Genomic DNA, 17,958 nt, shown 5'->3' on the forward strand with positions numbered 1-17,958 from the left:
GTATGCGCCACCGTCGATGGTGCAATCGCAACTGCGTACCGAATGACTGCTCGCTGTCAGCGACGTGATGGTTTGAGGTCACGCATACGCCGCTTCGGAGGGGCTTCCAGCGCCGCGCGGACCCGCTCCGCGAGCTGGGGCCGCCCCGTGCGCGCGTAGAAGTCGGCGAGCCGCCGGAGGACCAGCGGACTGGCTGGCTGGAAGCCTCGCGCCGCCAGCAGCTCCTTCTCCGCGTCCAGCAGGCGCTCCTGCTTCTCCAGCACCTCCGCCAGTTGGAGGCGCACCTGCACCCACTCCGGCTTCAGCCGCGCCAGGTAACGCAGGTGCAACTCCGCCTTGAGCAGGTCCCCCATGTCCAGCCAGAGCGTCCCGAGCCGGAAGCGGGCCTCCTCGTAGGACGCGCGCAGCTGCACGGCCTGCTCGTACGCCTGGACGGCCTGCCGGCGGTCATCCCGCTCCTCCCACAACAATCCCCGCAGGTACCAGGCGCGGGGATTATGGGGAGCCTGCTGGAGCGCGACGTTCAGGTGGGACTCCGCCTGCTCCAGCGCGCCTCCCGTCTTCAGCAGGAGCCGGGCCATCTCCAACCGGGGCAGCTCCCACGCGGGTTGAGCCCGGACCAGGGCCTCCAGCGCGGCCAGGGCGCCCACATCATTCCCATCCGCTTCCAGGGCCAGGGCCTCCGGGAGCGACACCACCGTCCGTGACGAGGCCGATGTCAGAGCAGAAGGCTCCGCTGCGTCAGTCGCGCCCGCCAGCAAAGCCACCAGGATGACCCACCTCATGTGCGGCTGATAGCAGAGCCGACCCGGGCGCCTCAATAGATCCTCTTGACGGCCGAACGGCCGCGCATGAAACCCATGACCGTGCAGATATCGCAAAGAACGCTGGAAGACCTGGGCTTCGCGGATGTGCTCCGCGCGTTGGCGCAACGCTGCAGGACGGAGCCTGGCAGAGAGCGAGTGCTCGCCCGGCCCTTCCTGGACACCCCCGAGGCAGTGGCGGAGGCCCTCGCGCTCGTCGCCGAGACCCGCTCGTTGTCCCAGGAGCAGTTCTCCCTCCCCTTGGGTGGCGTGACGGACCTGCGTACGCCCATCGGCCATGCGGCCAAGGGCGGCATGCTGGAGCCCCGCCAGCTCATCGACTCGGCGCAGCTCCTGTTCGCCTTCGTCCGCACCCGCGAGGCACTGGACGAACGCCGGGCCCGCGTCCCCCGGCTGGTGGAGATTGCCCGCCGGCTGCCCTCACTAGAGCCGCTGGCCCGCCGCATCGACCAGTGTTTCGAACCGGACGGTGAGATTTCCGACCGCGCCAGCCCGGAGCTGCGCGAAGCCCGGGACCGGGCACGTGGGCTCCATCGCCGCATCAAGTCGCGGCTCGACGAGCTGCTCCACGACGAGACCTTCCTCCCCAAGCTGCGCGAGAACTACTACACGCTCCGCAACGGGCGTTACGTGGTGCCGGTGGTGGCCAACTACCGCTCGGAAGTGGACGGCATCGTCCACAACGCCAGCCAGACGGGCCAGACGCTCTTCATGGAGCCCCAGGCCATGGTGGGCCTGGGCAACGACCTCGCCATCGCCCAGTCGGAGGTGGCCGAAGAGGAGCGCAAGGTGCTCCAGGCCCTGAGCGACCAGCTCGGCCGGGAGTCGGAGCGCATCCTGGAGGGCCTGGACGCCGTGGCGGAGCTGGACGAGGCCGAATCCGTGGCCATCCTCTCCGCGGACCTGGGCGCCAGCATGCCGGCCTTCGAGAACGTCACGGACATGCAGCTGCGGCAGCTGCGCCACCCGCGCCTGGTGCTCAAGGGCGCCGAGGTGGTGGCCAACGACGTGACGCTCACGGGCGATGCGAAGGCCCTGGTCGTCTCCGGCCCCAACGCGGGCGGCAAGACGGTGACGCTGACGGGCGTGGGCCTCAGCGCGCTGATGCTCCGCGCCGGCCTGCCGATTCCGGTGGCCGAAGGCTCTCGGATGCCGCTGTACCGCTCCGTCCACTCCACCGTGGGTGACGCGCAGGACCTGGAGCAGGGCCTGTCCACGTTCAGCGCGCACGTGGTGATGCTGCGCGACATCATCGGCGCCGTGGGCGAGGGCTCGCTGGTGCTCATCGACGAAATCGCCGCGGACACCGACCCGCGCGAGGGCGCGGCCATCGCCATCGCCGTGCTGGAGGAGCTGATGTCCAAGGGCGTGGTGGTGCTCGTCACCACGCACCTGGAGGAGCTGAAGGCGCTGGCGCACATGGACCCGCGCTTCCTCAACGCGCGCGTGGGCTTCGACTCGAAGCGCATGGCCCCCACCTACCGGCTCCAGATTGGCGCCGCGGGCCAGTCGTCGGCCATCGAGATGGCGGCACGCGTGGGCCTGCCCCAGAACGTGTGCGAGCGCGCCCGGGAGCTGTCCGTCAGTGCCGGCGGTCCGCTCACCAAGGCGCTGGCTGCGGCCGAGGAGGAACGGCGCAAGCTCCACGAGGAGCTGGAACGCGCCCGCGTGGCGGCCCAGGAGGCCGAGGCGCTCCGGGCCGACCTGGAGAAGCAGAAGCAGTCCTTCGAGCGCGAGCGCCGCGCCCGGATGATGCAGTTCAACGACGACGTGCACGCGGCCAGCGAGCACGCGGCGGCGGAAGTGCAGAAGCTGCTGACGAAGCTTCGAGCCGAGCAGAACGAGAAGGCCCTCGCCGAGGCCCGGCAGCAACTCCAGCAGCGCGCGGACGAGGCGCTGAAGCGCGCCCAGGCCGCCAAGGCGGAGCTGTTCCAGGTGGAGGCACCGGCCCGGCCAACCTGAAGGTGGGCGCCTGGGTGCACCACTCGGGGCTGAACCGCGATGTGGAAATCCTGGAGCTGGCGGACAACCACGCGGTGGTGTCCGCGGGTGGCGCGCTGAAGATGCGCGTGCCCATCACGGAGCTGTCGGGCGCGCGCACGCGCAAGCCGCAGCAGGCGAAGTTCCCGGAGCGGCAGAAGCAGGATGCGGCGCTCAAGCGCGCGGCCTCCGCGGCCCCCTCCGAGGTGGAGGCCACCCATTTCCGCTGCGACGTGCGCGGCATGCGCGCGGACGACGCGCTGGCGGAGCTGGAGTCGTTCCTGGACCGCGGCATGCGCAGCGGAGAAGACGCCGCGCTCGTCATCCACGGCCATGGCACGGGGGCGCTCAAGCAGGCCATCCGTGACTACCTGGCCGCGTCTCCGTACATCCGCATGTACCGGCCGGGTGAAGGCCACGAAGGCGGCGACGGGGTGACCGTGGTCGCCCTGCGCGCCTGACCGCCCCCGCGATACGGACTTGAAGCACTCTGCGCTGTCGCCAGCGCATGTCAGGCGCGGCGACGGAGCTGGCGGCCTAGCTTCGAGACACGTCGCGACCAAACACCTGGCGGATGCGCTCCAGATCCGCCGGCGCGACATGGAGCAGCGAGTGCTTGGGAGACACCACCGCGAGCACGTATCCGCCGAGCACCCAGGCACGGGCGCGGTACTGGGCGAAGTTGCGGAAGAGGCAGCCGTAGCCTCCCGCGACATGCCCCTCGAAGGCGTCGACCTCCAGGACCTCGAACGGAGCGGTGAGCCCGCAGCGCAGGGCCTTGGAGAGTGCTTCCTTCATGGTCCAGATGACGTTCGCCGCCAGTTCGCCGCCGCCGGGCGCGTGACGGACCATGGCCAGCTCGCGCTGCGGCATCACGGATTCGAAGACGTCCGTCCGTTCGGGAGAGAGCTGCTCGACGTCGACGCCAACGATGTGCTCCGGCCCACACGCAACCGCTGCCGCCACCGAGCGCGCATGGCTGAGGGAGACCACGGGCGAATCCCCTCCCGCGCCCTTGACCACGGGGTGTTCGAAGACGCCGGGCGCGATTTCGACCGCGTGCATCGGTACCTGGATGCCGAGCCCGCCGAGGGCGCGTTTGGCGGCGTAGCGCCCCAAGAAGAACCCGAGCCGCCGCGAGTCCGCGCGAAAGCCGTCCAGCCGTGCCCGCTCGTTCGGATGGAGCAGTGCCAGCTGCGCATCGTTGATGGCCACAGCGGACTCCTGATGGACACAGGCGAGCACCGCCGGCACCGGCACACCGTGGCGCACCATGCCGAGCGACACCGTCGCGGAGGACTCCAGTCCGAGCGGGTCGTGATGGTCAGAGCCGGTCATGGCGCTGGATTCTGTGTCAACCCGCCCGGGACCTCAATCACAGCCGAGCCCCTGGCCCGCGCCGCGCGTGTCGCGGCTCAGGACAGGCGCTGGTGCTCCGCGAGCACGTCGTCCAGGGCCTGGGCCTGCAGCTTCACGTCGGGATCCGAGTCCATCAGGGCCTTCGCGGTGTGAATGCGAGCACGCGCGGCGTCCGACTTCGCCAGGGCCATGGCCATGAAGAGGTGCGCCCGCGTGTCCTCGGGGTGGGCCTCCAACACAGGCGTGAGGACCTGTACCGCCCGTACGTCCTCTTCCCGCTCCAGCAGCGCCATGGCCAGGTCGTGCGCCGGGCCCGGCTCCGACGGCGCCCGGGCATGGGCGTGCTCCAGCAGTTCCACGGAGCGTGCGCGCTCACCCGCCTGATCCAACACGCGAGACAATCCGTGCATCACCGCCACGTCGCCGGGGGACTTGCGCAGCGCCTCTTCCAGCAGACGGCGGGCTTCGGCCACATCCCCTGCGTCCAACCGGGCCATTCCGTCGCGATAAAGGTCCGTTCCCACTGAGTTCTCCTGGCACCACGCGGTGCGTCGGTCATTTCCACGCAACTTCAAGTCTACAAACTGCGACAAACTGAGAGGAAGCTTTCCCCCCGGACTTCATCATGCTCGTTCGCAACGCCCCCGTCTCGGCCCGCCGCCCGGCGAACTCCCCCTCGGAGTCGCCCGCCGCGGAGAAGCCCAACGCCGCCGCGGTCCCCGCGGCCATCCACCAGAAGGACTCGTTCAGCAACACGACGACGGCGCTCCAGCGCACGGCGAAGGTGGGTGCGGCGCCCGCGGGTGACCACGGCAAGCTGATGATGGAGTACCTGACCGGCGCCCGCCCTCCTCCGGCGGACTTCGAGAAGGTCATCGGCTACAAGCCCTACGCCATCCAGACGCCGCACGGTCAGCGGATGCAGGACCCGCTGGGCTACGCCTCCGTCCCGCTGAAGATTGGCCCGGACAAGGAGTTCGACCCCGCGGCCAAGACGCACGACTACGGCTACGACCTGCTGCGCTACTTCGACAAGAAGGGCACGCCGCTCGGCCCCGATGCGCGCAAGGCCGCCGACGCCCTCTTCCGCAAGGACATGTTCGACTACGCGAACGACCAGAAGGGCGCGCTGAACCGCTTCAAGTACCGCTCCTGGGCGCAGATCTACGCCACCGCGGTGGAGCTGAACTCGAAGCGGCAGGGCAACGGCCCTCCGTGACCCCCGCGTAGGTTGCCGGGGCGCGCGGCGCGGAGTCGCTTCTCCGCGCCGCTCGATGCGCTCAGGGCGACTCGTAGCGCCGCAGCTTGTCGTACAGCGTCCGCAAGCCAATCCCCAGCCGCTGCGCGGCACGCTTGCGGTTCCCCGCCTCGTCCGCGATGGCCTGCTCAATGGCCCGTCGCTCCAGTTCCTCCAGCGTCAGGCTGGGAAGCCGGCCCCTCTCCGAGACGGGCGCATCCACCACGGGCCCCGCCGCGCCCGTTGGGTCCAGCCACAGGTGCCGAGGATCCACCACCGGCCCATCCGCGAGGATGGCGGCCCGCTCGAGCGCATTGCGCAGCTCGCGGACATTACCCGGCCAGGTGAACGCCTCCAGCCGCGCCACGGCCTCCGGTGACAGACGCAAACCCGGACGACCCAGCTCGTCGCCGATGCGGCGCAGCAGCAGCTCCGACAGCGGCCGCAGATCCTCGCGCCGCTCACGCAGGGACGGCAGCCGGATGGGGAACACGGCCAGCCGGTGGTAGAGGTCCTCGCGGAACTCACCGCGCGCCATCATCGCCTTGAGGTCGCGGTTGGTGGCCGCCACCCAACGCACGTCGGCTTCCAGGGTCCGCGTACCGCCCACGCGTTCGAAGCGGCGCTCCTGGAGGACGCGCAGCAACTTGGCCTGCAGCTCGGCCTTCAGCTCGCCGACCTCGTCCAGGAAGAAGGTGCCTCCCTGCGCCAGCTCGATGCGGCCGCGCCGCTGGGCCACCGCGCCGGTGAAGGCGCCCTTCTCGTGGCCGAAGAGCTCACTCTCCAGGAGCGTCTCCGTCAGCGCCGCGCAGTTGACGGCCACGAAGGGCCCGTCCGCGCGCTCACTCCACTGGTGCAGGGCCCGCGCGGTCACCTCCTTGCCGGTCCCGCTCTCTCCCACCAGCAGCACCGTGGCCTGCGTAGGCGACACCTTTCGCAATGCCTCCACCACCGGGTGCATGGCGGGAGCCCCCAGCTCAGCTCCACCTCGCCCGCTGACTGCCGCGCCTCGGTCTTCCAGTTGAGCAGCGCGCGCCGCTCCAGGGCCCGCGCCACCGTCAGGCGCAGCTCGGCGGGGCTGCCCACCGGCTTGAGCAGGAAGTCGAAGGCGCCCGCCTTCATCGCCGCCACGGCGCTCTCCACCGTGCCCACGGCGGTGAGCACCACCACCTCCACGTCGGGCTGCTCCTCGCGCACCTTGCGCAGCAAGGTCAGCCCGTCCATCCCGGGCATCCGCAAGTCCGTGAGCAACAGGTCCACGCCCTGCCGAGCCATCAGCCGCGCGGCCTCTTCGCCGTCGGCGGCCATGGTCACCGAGTGACCTTCGTACTCCAGCGCCTCGGCGAGGAACGAGCGCACGCCCTCTTCGTCATCCGCCACCAGGATTCGCGCCATCGCTCAGGCTCCTCTCGCGGGAACGGTGAGACGAAACTCCGCGCCGCCGCCCGCATGGCTCCGCGCGCTCACCGTGCCGCCGTGCAGTTCGACGATGCGGCGGGTGATGGCCAGCCCCAGGCCCACGCCGCGCACGCGGCCCGTGATGAAGGGCTCGAAGATGCGCTCCTCTTCCCCCGCCGCGATGCCGGGCCCGTGGTCCTTGACCGTGAACACCAGGGATGAGTCCTGCCGCTCCACGGTCGCCTCCACGCGCTGGCCTTCGGGGCTGGCCTGGACAGCGTTGCGCAGCACGTTCTCCAGCGCCTGCTGCAACCGGCCCGCATCCAAAGGCAAGGGCGTGCGGTCCGGCAGGTAGCGAGCCTCCACACGCGCCGCGCCCGTGCTCTCCACCGCCGCGCGGAGCACGTCGTTGGGGTCCGCCTCCACGCGACGAAGCTCTCCGCTGGCCACGAAGCCCAGCAGGTCGTTCATCAACTGCTCCAGCCGGACGGCCTCCGACACCACCCGGTCCGCCTTGGGCGCCAGGGCGGCGTCACGCTCCACGCGCTCGGCGAGCAGTTGGGCATGCCCCTTGAGCGAGGCCAGGGGTTGCGAAGCTCATGCGCCAGCACCGCGGACATGGTGCCCAGGGCCGCCAGCCGCCGGCCGCGCTCCAGTTCCTCCGACAGCGCCTCCCGCTGCGCCAACGAGCGCGAGAAAGCGAAGGCCAACGCCAGGATGCCCACGCACGAGGCCACCGCCACGCCCAGCAGACGCTGCGAGCGCGACTCCAACGCCAGGGCGGTGAGCGGCTCGAACTCGTAGACCATGCGCAGGTGCTTGCGCGGCTCCTGGGAATCGCCCTGCGCCGCCATGGCGCGGACCTCCTCCTGTGTCAGGGGACCGAAGGCGGGACGGGGCCGGCGGAGGCGGCTGACCAGCGCGCGCGCGCCCCTTCGACCACCAGCGGCGAGCCCTCATGAAAGAGAAGCCGCCCCAACATCTCCTCCCCGGCTGACGCCAGCACCTGGTCGTCATCCATGACGGCCACGTAGCGCAGGCCGCCCTCCCGGTGGGATGCCAGGAAGGCGTTCAGCGCGGACGGGTCCGGGAGCCCCTCCGTGTCGCGGAAGGCCTCGAAGCCGGCGACCATGATGACGTTGGCCATGCCCCGGGTGACCAGGGCGGACGACTCCAACGCGGTGTTCCGGATGAACAGCGCCGCGGACATCAGCACCGCGCACATGAGCACCGCCGCCACCCAGGGCGCTCGAGGCCCAAGCGGCCGCCACCAGGGAGCGCCGCTCATCGCCGACCTCCGCCGTGGGGACTCCAACTCCATCGCACACCTCCACAGGCTGCGAACTCTGCATGCGGAGTGCGGAATCCGCACTCTCTTCTGTCGGTGCCGCGCGCCTCGGGAGCCGTCGGTCGTCCGAGCATGAGAGGGTGCATGGGGCGTTCTCCTGGGGGTGGAGGGCGGCCACGTGGCCGCTGGCAGGGCGAAGGAGCAGGCGCGAAACCTCGGCGCGCCCACAAGTCGCCCTGCCCAGTGCAATCACGGGGCCCAGGCCCGCTGTTCAGGCTCGCGCGCGTAGGCCCCAGGGAGGCCCCAAGGCGGGCATGCGAAGATGGCCGGCATCGCATGCGGAATCCGCACTCGCGCTGCGGTTCCCGCAGGCCCGGCGCCACTTTCCCTCCACATTTCCATGGGTTGGACCGTGGCAAGGCAAATGCAGTGGCCCGGCTTGCGATGAAAAACGCACAGACACCGTGGTGGAAGCGGCAACCCTACCGGATGACGGCCCTGGCCCTGGGCTTCCTCGGGCTGGTGACGGCGCCCGGCGTGGGTCTGGCCCAGGCAACGACGACGATGACAACGGTCTCCCTGGAGGAGGCCATCGCCCGGGCGCTGAAGACGAGCCCCCAGGTGGCGCAAGCCGCCGGCACCGTCACCACGACAGGGGCCGCTGAGCGCAGCGCGTTTGGAGCCTACCTCCCCAACCTGTCCGCGACCGCGAACAGCTCGCTGGCCAGCAGCCAGCGCCTGGACCCCACCACGGGCGCGGTGTTCAACGCCCCCAGCGACACGTACAGCGCCGGCTTGTCGGCCTCGTGGAACGTCTTCACCGGTGGCCAGCGCGGCGCCACCAGCAAGCAGGCCCAGGCGCGCTCCAGCGCCGCGCGAGCCGGACTGATTGCACAGCGCGCATCCGCGGTGCTCGACGTGGAGCGTTCCTATTACGAAGTCCTCCGCGCCGGGGGCCTGGAAGAGGTCGCCGGTCCCGCATCGAGCGTGCGAAGCAGAACGCGGAGGCCGCGGATCGGCGCCTGGCGGTGGGTTCGGCGACGCGCTCCGACGTGCTGCGGGCGAAGTACGACCTCACCGCCGCGCAGGAGGCCCTGCTCTCCGCGCAGACCCAGCACGCCGCCGCGGCCCTGTCGCTGGGCAGGCTCATCGGCGAGGATGGGCCGGTGGACGCTCAGCCGTTGGAGCTCCAGGACGTGTCCACCTTCGCGCTCACCGACGAAGCGCTGACGGACGAAATCACCGCCCAGGCGCCGTCCATCCAGGCCGCGGAGGCGGACCTTCGGGCGGCGGAAGCCAGCGTGAAGGTGGCCAGGTCGTCCTACCTGCCCACGGTGCGTCTCTCCGGCGGTTATGACTGGTTCAATGACGAGCCCGCCTTCAACGGAGGCCGCACGAGCTGGTCGGTCCGGCTGGGCCTGTCCTATCCCATCTTCGACGGCTTCGTTCGCGAGGAGCGCGTGGTGAGTGCGCGGACGCAGGCGTCGGTGGCCCAGGCCACGCTGTCGGATACCCGGCGCGCGCTGCGCTCGAGCGTGGGAACGTCCTTGAACCAGCTCAAGCTGGCGTCGAACCGCATCGCCCTGGCCACGGAGTCCGTCGCGGTGGCCCAGGAGGACCTGAAGGTGCAGCAGGAACGCTACAAGCTGGGCGCCACGACCATCATCGAGCTGCTGACGTCCCAGGAGAACCTGGTGACGGCGGAGATCAACCTGGTGGCCTCCCGCTTTGACTACCGGATTGCGCGCGCGGAGCTGGAAGCGCTCGCGGGGAGGCCGCTGTGAGCACGTCTACCCATCCCCAGCAGCAGGCGGGCACGGGCCCGGCGCGGGACATCTCCGACGTGGTCATCCGCGTGGAGGGCCTGCGCAAGGACTACACGATGGGCTCCGAGGTGGTGCGCGCGCTGCGCGGCGTGGACCTCACCATCCGCCGCAATGAATACGTGGCCGTCATGGGCCCGTCCGGCTCCGGCAAGTCCACCTTCATGAATCTCATCGGCTGCCTGGACGTCCCCAGCGAAGGCCAGTACTGGCTCAACGGCCAGCCGGTGGCGGGCATGTCGGAGAACTCGCTGGCCCGCATCCGCAACCGGGAGCTGGGCTTCGTGTTCCAGAGCTTCAACCTGCTGCCCCGCGCCTCCGCGCTGGACAACGTTGCCCTGCCGCTCATCTACGCACGCATCCCCAAGAAGGAGCGACGCGAGCGCGCGGCGGCGATGCTGGACAAGGTGGGCCTGGGCGCGCGAATGGACCACCGGCCCAACGAGCTGTCCGGCGGTCAGCGCCAGCGCGTGGCCATTGCCCGCGCGCTCGTGACGCAGCCCGCCCTGCTGCTGGCGGACGAGCCCACGGGCGCGTTGGACAGCCGCACGGGTGAGGAGATCATGGCCCTCTTCGGCGAGCTGCATGGCCAGGGTCAGACGCTGATGCTCGTCACCCACGAATCGGACATCGCGGCGCATGCGCAGCGGGTGCTGTTCCTGAAGGACGGCGTCATCGAGCGGGATGAGCGGAATCGGGACTGAATATTCGCCACGCTCGCTGCGTGGGCCAGGGAACGGGAGGTCGTCGTGAGCAAGACGAAGAAGTGGATCATCTCAGGCAGCGCGGCGCTCCTTCTCGGCGCGGGGGTGTACGTCACCCAGCGCGGCGAGGAGCCCAAGACGAACGAGCGCTCGGCGGCGGTGGCCGTGGTGGAGCGCCGGGACATGGAAGTGGTGGCCGAATCCGCGGGCCTGGTGGAGCCGCTGCGCGTCGTGGAGGTGAAGTCCCAGGCCTCCGGTGAAGTGCTGAAGGTCCACTACGACACGGGGGACACCGTTGCCGAGGGCACGCTGCTGGCGGAAATCGAGCCGCGCGACGTGCAGAACGCGCTGGCGCAGGCCCAGGCCGACCTGGAGTCCGCGCGGGTGCGGCTGAACACGACGGAGGCCCAGCGCCAGCGCATGGAGGCGCTGCGCAAGGACGGCTACGTCACGCAGCAGGAATACGAGACGGCCGTGGACGCGTCCGCGACGGCACGGGCCACCAAGGTACGGGCGGAGACGAACCTCCAGTTAGCGCGTGAGCGCAGCCGGGACGTCACCATCCTCGCTCGCAGCCCCGGCACCATCCTGGAGCGGACCATCCAGCCGGGCGTCATCATCGCCTCCGCCACCAACAACGTGTCCGGTGGCACCGCGCTGTTCAAGATGGCGGACCTGTCGGTGATGCAGGTGCGCGCCAAGGTGGACGAGACGGACGTCGGGCAGATCAAGCCGGGCCAGAAGGCGCGCGTCACCATGGAGGCCTACCCGGGCCGCACCTTCATCGGCGAGGTCGTGAAGATCGAACCGCAGGCCCTGGTGGAGCAGAACGTCACCCTCTTCCCCGTGCTGGTGCGGATGGACAACCCGGACGGCCTGCTGCGGCCGGGCATGAACGCGGAAGTGGCCATTGAAATCTCCCGCCGCCGCAATGCCCTCACCGTGCCCAACACCGCGGTGGTGGGCGTGCGGGACGCCCGGACCGCGGCCGCCGCGGTGGGTGTTTCCGAAGAAGCGCTGCGCGCGGTGATCCGGCCGCCGGGTGCCCCGAGCCGCCCGGGCGCGCCGTCCGGACCGACGACGGTGTCGGCCGTGGGAGAAGCCGGCGTGGGCGCCACCGCCGCGGTGGCCCATGGCGCCGGGCCGGGCGCGGTGCCCGCCAGGGGTCAGGGCGGCATGGGTGAAGGCCAGGGCGGCGGAGGCCAGGGCGGCGGAGGCCAGGGCCGCGCGGGCCGCCGGGCTCGCGAGGATGTCCAGGGCGCGACGGACACGCGGCAGGGCGTCGTCTTCGTGCAGAGCCCCACCGGTCCGCAGCCCCGGCGCGTCACCCTGGGCCTGAGTGACTGGGAGAGCACGGAAGTGGTGAGTGGCCTGGAGGATGGCGAGCAGGTGGTGCTCATCACGGTGGCGAAGCTCCAGAAGCAGCAGCAGCAGAGCACCGAGCGGATGCGCCAGATGTCGGGCGGCGTGATTCCCGGCGCGGGTGGTGGCCCGCGCGGGCCGCGCTAACCCCCCAGGCTCATCAGGAGGACACGTCATGGGTGAAATCATCCGGGTCGCATTCGATGCGGTCCTCGCCAACAAGCTGCGGTCGCTGCTGACCATGCTGGGCATCGTCATCGGCATCGCGGCCGTCATCACCATGGTCGCGCTGGGCGAAGGGGCGCAGCGCTCGGTGGCCCAGCGGCTCCAGGGGCTGGGCACCAACGTCCTCACGGTGCGCCCGGGTCAGGCGTTCACGGGCGGCATGATTCGCGCCCAGGCGTCGATGACCATCGACGACGCGGAGGCGCTGCGGGAGAACGCGCGCCACATCCAGGCCGTGGCGCCGGAAATCGAGTCGCGATTCCAGGTGGAGTACGGCGCGAAGAACGCGAACCTGTCCGTCGTGGGCACCTGGCCGGACTACTTCCGCGTCAACCAGGGGCAGATCACGAACGGCCGGCTCTTCACGGACGCGGAGGACAAGGGCCGCCGCCGGGTGGTGGTGCTGGGCGCCCTGGCCGGTGCCCAGTTGGGCCTGACGGACACCGCGTCCCTGGTGGGCGAGTCCATCCGCATCCGGGGCATTCCCTTCGAGGTCATCGGGGTGCTGGCCGAAAAGGGCGCGCAGGGCTTCAACAACCCGGATGAGAGCCTCTACATCCCGCTGTCCACCGCGCAGTTCCGCGTCATGGGCAGCGACCGCATCCGCTCCATCGCGGTGCAGGCCGTGAGCGACACGTCCATGGACGACGCGATGGCGGAGATCGACCAGAAGCTCCGGCGCGAGCACCGGCTGCGCCCGGAGCAGCCCGCGGACTTCAACATCCGCGACCAGGCCTCGCTGCTCAACACCATGCAGGAGACGACGCAGACGTTCTCCCTGCTGCTGGCCGGCATCGCCGCCATCTCCCTGCTGGTGGGAGGCATTGGCATCATGAACATCATGCTGGTATCGGTGACGGAGCGCACGCGCGAGATTGGTCTGCGCAAGGCGCTGGGCGCCACCGGCACGGACATCATGCTCCAGTTCCTCGTGGAGTCCCTGGTGCTGTGCCTGGCCGGAGGAACGCTGGGCCTGCTGCTGGGCATGGGCGGCGCGGCGATGCTCCAGCGCATGGCGGGCTGGACGGTGGTGGTGGCACCCGAGGCCATCATCGTGGCCATCGTCTTCTCAGCGACGGTGGGGGTGTTCTTCGGCATCTGGCCGGCGCGGCGCGCGGCGAGCCTCGCGCCCATCGAGTCGCTCCGTTACGAGTAGCCGGAGTCCTGGCCTCGGGCGCCAGCCCGTCCGCCGAGCAGGCGGCGGGCACGGCGCCCGAGCGCGTTTCAAGCCCTCCTCTTCCGGGCCGGGACTGCACAGGGTGCACATGTTTGCAGGCCTGACTCGAGGAGGGACGACATGGCGGATGGCAAGCGAATCGCGTGCATCGTGGGGAGCGGTTTCGAGGACTCCGAGCTGCGGGTCCCCTACGACAAGCTGCGCACGGAGGGCCACGAGGTGGTCCTCATCGGAAAGAAGGCCGGAGAGGAAGTCGCCGGCAAGCAAGGCAAGGAGACGTTCCGCGTGGAGCGGAGCATCAACGACGTCCAGGTGCAGGACTTCGACATGCTGCTCATCCCCGGCGGGCACTCTCCCGACAACCTTCGGGCCGACGAGCGCTTCGTCCAGTTCGTGAAGGAGTTTGATGACCGCGGCAAGCTCATCGCGGCGGTGTGCCACGGGCCCCAGCTCTTCATCTCCGCGGACATCCTGGACGGACGGACACTCACCGCGTGGACGACGATTCAGCATGACCTGCGCCGCATCCCCAATGTCCAGGTGAAGGACGAGGCGGTGGTGCGGGACGCCAACTGGATCACCAGCCGCAAGCCGGACGACCTCGAGGACTTCAGCCGCGCCATCATCGAGGACCTGAAGGGCGCGGGCGCCCGAGGAGAGCGGGAAGCCCGCACCTGACAGGGCGTCTACTTCCGGCCGCTGAGAATGTGCTGGAGGAGCTGACGCGAGATGCGGAGCAGCTTCGCGGCCCCGCGCACGCTCCCTTCGGATTTCGCCAGGGCCTCGTCCACCAACGTGTCGCGGACGAGGCTCTCGAAGCCGTGCAGAGGCACCCGTCCCGCGCTCGCCCGAAGCGCGGTGACCAGATCGGGGGGACGCGCCAGCGTCTCCAGCCAAACGGCCTCCAGCCGCGCGAGGTCCAGCGGCTTGGGAAGGAAGGCACGCACACCCTCCTGCGCGAGTTGGAAGGCCTGCTCCGCCGTCGCCGTCCCACTGATGGCGATGACGTGCGGCAGCGGCTCCAGCTCACACAGCGGCGCCAGCAGCTCGATGCTGTCCCCATCCGGAAGGCTGACATCCAGGATGACGGCGTCGGGCGCATCATGACGGAGGACCTGACGCGCCGCGGCGAGCGAAGCGGCATGGGTGCAGCGCTCGACGCGAGAGCGCAACGCCTCCTCAATCGCACGCGCCAGACGCGTGGCGTCCTCGACGACCAGGAGATGTCGGACCCGCCCCACCCATGGCAATTTACCATGAATGCCAGAGAGTCCCCGACCGCCCGCGATGGAGCAGATGGCGCAGCGGGTGCTATCCGACGCTTCGAACGAGGGCGAAGCACTGGTCAGCGTGGGCCGGATTGTCTTCAGTGCCCTCATCCTGACGCGTTTCCTTGCGCTGGGTGGAGCCCACGCCGAGGGCGGTGCCGCGGCGGCATGGCTCCAGCTTCCCCTGCTGCTGGGCAGCATCGCGGTGTCGGCGATGGCGCTGTGGGCAGCTCGGCGGCGGCTGTTCGGCGCGAAGCTGCTCGTGGCCTCCACGGTGCTGGATGCCCTCTTCGCCCATGCGTCCCTCCTCTCCACGGTGCTCTGGCATGGCCCCCACTACACCGGGCTGCTGCGAATGCCGGACCCTGCGGCGGCCATCGCGGTGGCCTTCATCACCGCGCTGCGGCTGTCGCCCGGGGCCGCGTGGATTGGGACGGCGGCCAACCTCCTGTTGATGGGGGGCCTGACGGCGCTCGACCTCCACGTCAATGCCAGGAACGCCACCTACGGAGCGAAGGATCTGATGCTCCTGTTCATCTTCATCGGCAGCGCGGGCGTCTTCGCCTCGGTGATTTGTGGCATCGCACGGCGGCTGGTCCTGGAAGCCGGAACCGCGAGCGCCCACATGGAGCGTGCACGCACGAACCTGCGCGCGCTGCTGCGCGAGCACCACGACGTGCGCACGTTGCTGTCCGCGGCGAGGCTGCGCGCCGATCTCCTCCTCCGCGAGCCCATGGGCGCCAGCGCGCCCGGCCATGCGAGCGCCCTGGTCCAGGACCTGGGTGAGCTGAGCAGCTTCATCGAGAGCGTGAAGGCCCGGACCCTGAACGAGCTGACTGTGATTGAAGATGCGACAGCGGTGAACGTGGGCGCCACGCTGCGCCGCGCCATGGAGGTCGTCCAGGCGAGGTTCTCCCGGGTCCGGTTCGAGCTGGAAGGAACAGCGGGCCTGGCGCGTGCCGCCGCCAACGACGTCAGCGTCCGGATTGTCGGTGGAGAGCGAGGGCTCACGCACGTGGTCACCAACCTGTTCGTGAACGCCTGTGAGGGTGATGGACGGCAAGGCGCGCGCACAGTCCGAATCAGCGTGGAGCCGAACCCGGCGCTGCACCGCGTCCTGCTCAGCGTGAGCGATGACGGACCGGGCTTCCGACCGGGGCTGCTGGAGGGGGAACGCCCCCGGGCCGGTACGACCAAGCCAGAGGGCGCTGGGCTGGGCATGCTCCTGGTGAGCGGGCTCGTCGAGGCAAGCGGCGGCACCTTGCGCGCCTGCAACCCGCCCGAGGGAGGCGCACGGGTCGAAGTCACGCTGCCCACCAGCGGGTAGAGCCACGGGCCCCTTCCCTCGCCCCGGCAGCAGGCGCAGGCGCCGTGGACGGCCGGCGCAACCGCCAGGCGTGAGCGAGCCCCAGTCCGACATTCGCCACCAGCCACAAGGCCATGGGCTTGCGGTTGTCCTGGTCGAATGAGGGCAAGAGCTTGAGCACCACCGCGAGCAGCGAACTCGCCGCGAGCAGCCAGACGCATCGGCGCGCCCAGCGCTCCGCGCGCTCGCTGCCAAACATCATGAGGATTCCCAGCGGAAGCAGCGCGAAGGCAAGCGGATTGGCCAGCAACAGGTTCTCATTGTCCTGCATGACATCGAGCCTGGAGAACAGCATCAACCCACCCAGCGCCACGCCCGCCGCGCCGAGCGTGAGCCCGAACACGGCGTGATAGAGGCCGAAGAGAATCTGGAACATCCGATGTGTGCCGCGCCCACGCAGGAAGGCGAGGATGACGGCCAGGGCCGCGCCTCCTGCGCCAAGCCGCCAGGTGGAGGTTCCTTCCCAGCTGGCGTCGACAGGATCGGGCGCGTCCATGGACGAGGATGAGGCCCCCTCGCGCTTCACCAACGGGATGCGCCTGCCGGAGCCATCCACGTAGGACACGCCCATGAGCAGTCTGGCGAGCTCCCGAGGCAGGAAGGCCTCCTCCCATTGAGTCGCGGGCGCGTCCACGGCGTCGTTCAGCCATAACATCAAGAGCAGCTCCGACACCGGATGCGTCTGGATGTATCTCCGGAGGAGCTCTCGTTGGGTGGCACGCGCCGGCTCCGTGAGCGCGTCCCGAAGCGCGCCACCCAATGCCTCATCGAGGACGTCCCGCACACGCGTCGCGCAGTTGTCCCTGAGCGGATGATAGGCATATTCACGCGAGGCGGGCTGGACGTCTCGCTCCAACCGCGCCAGGAGCCGCTGACGCTGGTCCACCGTGAGCATGAGGTCCTGTACTTCAATGGACCGCGCCAGCGCACGGTACAGCAGGAAGGTCCGCTCCACGGACAGGCGTGCTGCCCAGAACGTCGGCCGGCCCAGGAGGAAGCGGACCGGTCCCCCATTCGCGATGGACGTCGTGCCATAGCTGTAGAGGACGCCTGTCTTCAGGCGCGTGTCCTCGACCCACAGTGCGCTGTGACCGAAGCGCTGGTGCATGTCCGCGCCGGGGCCAATCGTCACCAGCCGGATGCGCAGGGACTCCGGATGTCCGCCAAAGCCCTCGGGAGGAGGTGCGGCGAACGCCGCCGCGCGGACCAGGGCCACGACCAGGATGAGCACCGCGTGTCTCGCCATCCCATGGAAATGCCCCACGCCCGCGGGGTCAGGGCAGTGCAAAAAGATTGGCAGTGTTCACGTGAAACGCGCCAAGGCAGGGTTCCTATCGGCTTGCGGGCGTCGTGCAGCGAGCCAATGACACACACACCCACTTTCGAATTGGCAAGGAGAAGTCTCACATGAACACGACCCACACCCCGAACACGTATTCCAGGCGCTTCGTGGCTGCCGCCACAGCCACCCTGGCCGTGGCCATGCTCCTCATGACCCCTGGCAAGGCACAGGCCGTGGATGGTGACCGGCAGGTGACGCACCTTCGTGTCCGCATCGTCACCGGAAGCGACGACCTGCGCCAGGCGAGCAACGCCTTCGCTGAGTTCAGCTACACGGCGCTCAATGGCAACCACATCTCCATCAGCCAGAACCTGAACAACGGCGCGAACTGGCCCAACGGATCAACGCGCACCGTGGAAGTCGAGCTCCCCAGCGGCGTCCTCTACAGCAACATGCGCGAGTTCGCGATCCGGTTTCAATCCGGGCAGTCAAACCCCTTTGAGACCGGTGACAACTGGAACCTGAACGACATCCGGGTCACCGCCATCCTGGACGACGGGTCGGAGACCATCATCGTGCAGGACTCCGGCAACCCCTATCACCGCTTCAAGAGCGACGTGAACACCCGGCGCGCCTGGGTGCTCTGACGTCGCCGCGGGGGCGGC

At 69.7% G+C, this 17,958-nt stretch carries 18 protein-coding genes and 2 pseudogenes; 10 read left to right on the plus strand and 10 right to left on the minus strand.

The annotated features are described in order from the left end of the window. Window positions 1-56: 56 nt before the first annotated feature. Window positions 57-785: a tetratricopeptide repeat protein gene (locus QEG98_RS22040; RefSeq protein WP_316562711.1), complete on the minus strand. Its 729-nt coding sequence runs from the start codon at window positions 783-785 to the stop codon at window positions 57-59. 75 nt (window positions 786-860) lie between these two features. On the opposite strand from QEG98_RS22040, the pseudogene QEG98_RS22045 reads away from it, so the two are divergent. Continuing rightward, window positions 861-3,265 (plus strand): annotated as a pseudogene (locus QEG98_RS22045) (endonuclease MutS2). 76 nt (window positions 3,266-3,341) lie between these two features. Here the strand turns inward: QEG98_RS22045 and QEG98_RS22050 are convergent. Further along, on the minus strand, window positions 3,342-4,142 hold the full coding sequence (locus QEG98_RS22050; protein WP_316562712.1) for a 4'-phosphopantetheinyl transferase family protein: 801 nt from the start codon (window positions 4,140-4,142) through the stop codon (window positions 3,342-3,344). A 77-nt stretch (window positions 4,143-4,219) separates the two neighbouring features. Next, window positions 4,220-4,756 (minus strand): tetratricopeptide repeat protein, encoded by a 537-nt coding sequence (locus QEG98_RS22055; RefSeq protein WP_090490624.1) that lies wholly within the window; start codon window positions 4,754-4,756, stop codon window positions 4,220-4,222. A 32-nt stretch (window positions 4,757-4,788) separates the two neighbouring features. Here QEG98_RS22055 and QEG98_RS22060 point away from each other — a divergent pair, with 32 nt between their 5' ends. Continuing rightward, window positions 4,789-5,382 (plus strand): hypothetical protein, encoded by a 594-nt coding sequence (locus QEG98_RS22060; protein WP_141254539.1) that lies wholly within the window; start codon window positions 4,789-4,791, stop codon window positions 5,380-5,382. A gap of 61 nt (window positions 5,383-5,443) precedes the next feature. Here the strand turns inward: QEG98_RS22060 and QEG98_RS22065 are convergent, their stop codons facing one another. The 5 genes from QEG98_RS22065 to QEG98_RS22085 are packed head-to-tail and all read right to left on the minus strand — an operon-like array spanning window position 5,444 to window position 8,086. Then, window positions 5,444-6,331, minus strand: coding sequence for a sigma-54 dependent transcriptional regulator (locus QEG98_RS22065; protein WP_316562713.1), 888 nt, complete (start codon window positions 6,329-6,331; stop codon window positions 5,444-5,446). Further along, window positions 6,271-6,795 (minus strand): sigma-54-dependent transcriptional regulator, encoded by a 525-nt coding sequence (locus QEG98_RS22070; RefSeq protein ID WP_316562714.1) that lies wholly within the window; start codon window positions 6,793-6,795, stop codon window positions 6,271-6,273. Before QEG98_RS22070 ends, QEG98_RS22065 begins: the two co-directional genes overlap by 61 nt. Before the next feature lie 3 nt (window positions 6,796-6,798). Beyond that, window positions 6,799-7,341: an ATP-binding protein gene (locus tag QEG98_RS22075; protein ID WP_316562715.1), complete on the minus strand. Its 543-nt coding sequence runs from the start codon at window positions 7,339-7,341 to the stop codon at window positions 6,799-6,801. Next, window positions 7,269-7,652: a hypothetical protein gene (locus QEG98_RS22080; protein WP_316562716.1), complete on the minus strand. Its 384-nt coding sequence runs from the start codon at window positions 7,650-7,652 to the stop codon at window positions 7,269-7,271. The genes QEG98_RS22075 and QEG98_RS22080 overlap by 73 nt, the downstream gene beginning before the upstream one ends. A gap of 20 nt (window positions 7,653-7,672) precedes the next feature. After that, the gene (locus tag QEG98_RS22085) at window positions 7,673-8,086 is read right to left on the minus strand and encodes a hypothetical protein (protein WP_316562717.1); all 414 of its coding nucleotides are present in this window, start codon (window positions 8,084-8,086) and stop codon (window positions 7,673-7,675) included. A gap of 564 nt (window positions 8,087-8,650) precedes the next feature. Between QEG98_RS22085 and QEG98_RS22090 the strand changes: the two are divergent. The 6 genes and pseudogenes from QEG98_RS22090 to QEG98_RS22115 form a co-directional block, all read left to right on the plus strand. Beyond that, a pseudogene (locus QEG98_RS22090) lies at window positions 8,651-8,977 on the plus strand (TolC family protein); the annotation flags it as partial. A 137-nt stretch (window positions 8,978-9,114) separates the two neighbouring features. Next, complete coding sequence (locus QEG98_RS22095; protein ID WP_316562718.1) at window positions 9,115-9,870, plus strand: TolC family protein; 756 nt, start codon at window positions 9,115-9,117, stop codon at window positions 9,868-9,870. Continuing rightward, window positions 9,867-10,613, plus strand: a complete 747-nt coding sequence (locus QEG98_RS22100) for an ABC transporter ATP-binding protein (RefSeq protein WP_316562719.1) — start codon at window positions 9,867-9,869, stop codon at window positions 10,611-10,613. The genes QEG98_RS22095 and QEG98_RS22100 overlap by 4 nt, the downstream gene beginning before the upstream one ends. 45 nt (window positions 10,614-10,658) lie before the next feature. Continuing rightward, window positions 10,659-12,122, plus strand: coding sequence for an efflux RND transporter periplasmic adaptor subunit (locus QEG98_RS22105; RefSeq protein WP_316562720.1), 1,464 nt, complete (start codon window positions 10,659-10,661; stop codon window positions 12,120-12,122). Window positions 12,123-12,150: 28 nt separating this feature from the next. Further along, entirely contained in the window at window positions 12,151-13,356 is a 1,206-nt protein-coding gene (locus QEG98_RS22110; RefSeq protein WP_316562721.1) for an ABC transporter permease, read from the plus strand. Window positions 13,357-13,497: 141 nt separating this feature from the next. Then, window positions 13,498-14,055 carry a type 1 glutamine amidotransferase domain-containing protein gene (locus QEG98_RS22115; RefSeq protein ID WP_316562722.1) on the plus strand — a complete coding sequence of 186 codons (558 nt, stop codon included), beginning with the start codon at window positions 13,498-13,500 and terminating at the stop codon, window positions 14,053-14,055. 8 nt (window positions 14,056-14,063) lie between these two features. Here QEG98_RS22115 and QEG98_RS22120 read toward each other — a convergent pair whose 3' ends face one another. Beyond that, window positions 14,064-14,549, minus strand: a complete 486-nt coding sequence (locus QEG98_RS22120) for a response regulator (RefSeq protein WP_244171797.1) — start codon at window positions 14,547-14,549, stop codon at window positions 14,064-14,066. Between the two features lie 124 nt (window positions 14,550-14,673). Between QEG98_RS22120 and QEG98_RS22125 the strand changes: the two genes are divergently transcribed. Next, window positions 14,674-15,972 (plus strand): sensor histidine kinase, encoded by a 1,299-nt coding sequence (locus QEG98_RS22125; RefSeq protein ID WP_316562723.1) that lies wholly within the window; start codon window positions 14,674-14,676, stop codon window positions 15,970-15,972. On the opposite strand, the gene QEG98_RS22130 is transcribed toward QEG98_RS22125, so the two are convergent. After that, window positions 15,950-17,257: a DUF4105 domain-containing protein gene (locus tag QEG98_RS22130; RefSeq protein WP_316562724.1), complete on the minus strand. Its 1,308-nt coding sequence runs from the start codon at window positions 17,255-17,257 to the stop codon at window positions 15,950-15,952. The genes QEG98_RS22125 and QEG98_RS22130 overlap by 23 nt on opposite strands. Before the next feature lie 161 nt (window positions 17,258-17,418). On the opposite strand from QEG98_RS22130, the gene QEG98_RS22135 reads away from it, so the two are divergent. Further along, a complete protein-coding gene (locus QEG98_RS22135; RefSeq protein ID WP_316562725.1) occupies window positions 17,419-17,940 on the plus strand; it encodes a hypothetical protein in 522 nt (173 codons plus the stop codon). Window positions 17,941-17,958: the final 18 nt, after the last annotated feature.

It is taken from the genome of Myxococcus sp. MxC21-1, assembly GCF_032612255.1.
GTDB lineage: Bacteria > Myxococcota > Myxococcia > Myxococcales > Myxococcaceae > Myxococcus > Myxococcus virescens.

What these genes read in the sequence shown, in the direction of transcription:
- QEG98_RS22130 (WP_316562724.1), bottom strand. Translation starts at nt 17,257, where the DNA reads ATGGCGAGACACGCGGTGCTCATCCTGGTCGTGGCCCTGGTCCGCGCG.
- QEG98_RS22080 (WP_316562716.1), bottom strand. Translation starts at nt 7,652, where the DNA reads ATGGCGGCGCAGGGCGATTCCCAGGAGCCGCGCAAGCACCTGCGCATG.
- QEG98_RS22135 (WP_316562725.1), top strand. Translation starts at nt 17,419, where the DNA reads ATGAACACGACCCACACCCCGAACACGTATTCCAGGCGCTTCGTGGCT.
- QEG98_RS22110 (WP_316562721.1), top strand. Translation starts at nt 12,151, where the DNA reads ATGGGTGAAATCATCCGGGTCGCATTCGATGCGGTCCTCGCCAACAAG.
- QEG98_RS22125 (WP_316562723.1), top strand. Translation starts at nt 14,674, where the DNA reads ATGGCGCAGCGGGTGCTATCCGACGCTTCGAACGAGGGCGAAGCACTG.
- QEG98_RS22050 (WP_316562712.1), bottom strand. Translation starts at nt 4,142, where the DNA reads ATGACCGGCTCTGACCATCACGACCCGCTCGGACTGGAGTCCTCCGCG.
- QEG98_RS22115 (WP_316562722.1), top strand. Translation starts at nt 13,498, where the DNA reads ATGGCGGATGGCAAGCGAATCGCGTGCATCGTGGGGAGCGGTTTCGAG.
- QEG98_RS22085 (WP_316562717.1), bottom strand. Translation starts at nt 8,086, where the DNA reads ATGAGCGGCGCTCCCTGGTGGCGGCCGCTTGGGCCTCGAGCGCCCTGG.
- QEG98_RS22070 (WP_316562714.1), bottom strand. Translation starts at nt 6,795, where the DNA reads ATGGCGCGAATCCTGGTGGCGGATGACGAAGAGGGCGTGCGCTCGTTC.
- QEG98_RS22060 (WP_141254539.1), top strand. Translation starts at nt 4,789, where the DNA reads ATGCTCGTTCGCAACGCCCCCGTCTCGGCCCGCCGCCCGGCGAACTCC.
- QEG98_RS22040 (WP_316562711.1), bottom strand. Translation starts at nt 785, where the DNA reads ATGAGGTGGGTCATCCTGGTGGCTTTGCTGGCGGGCGCGACTGACGCA.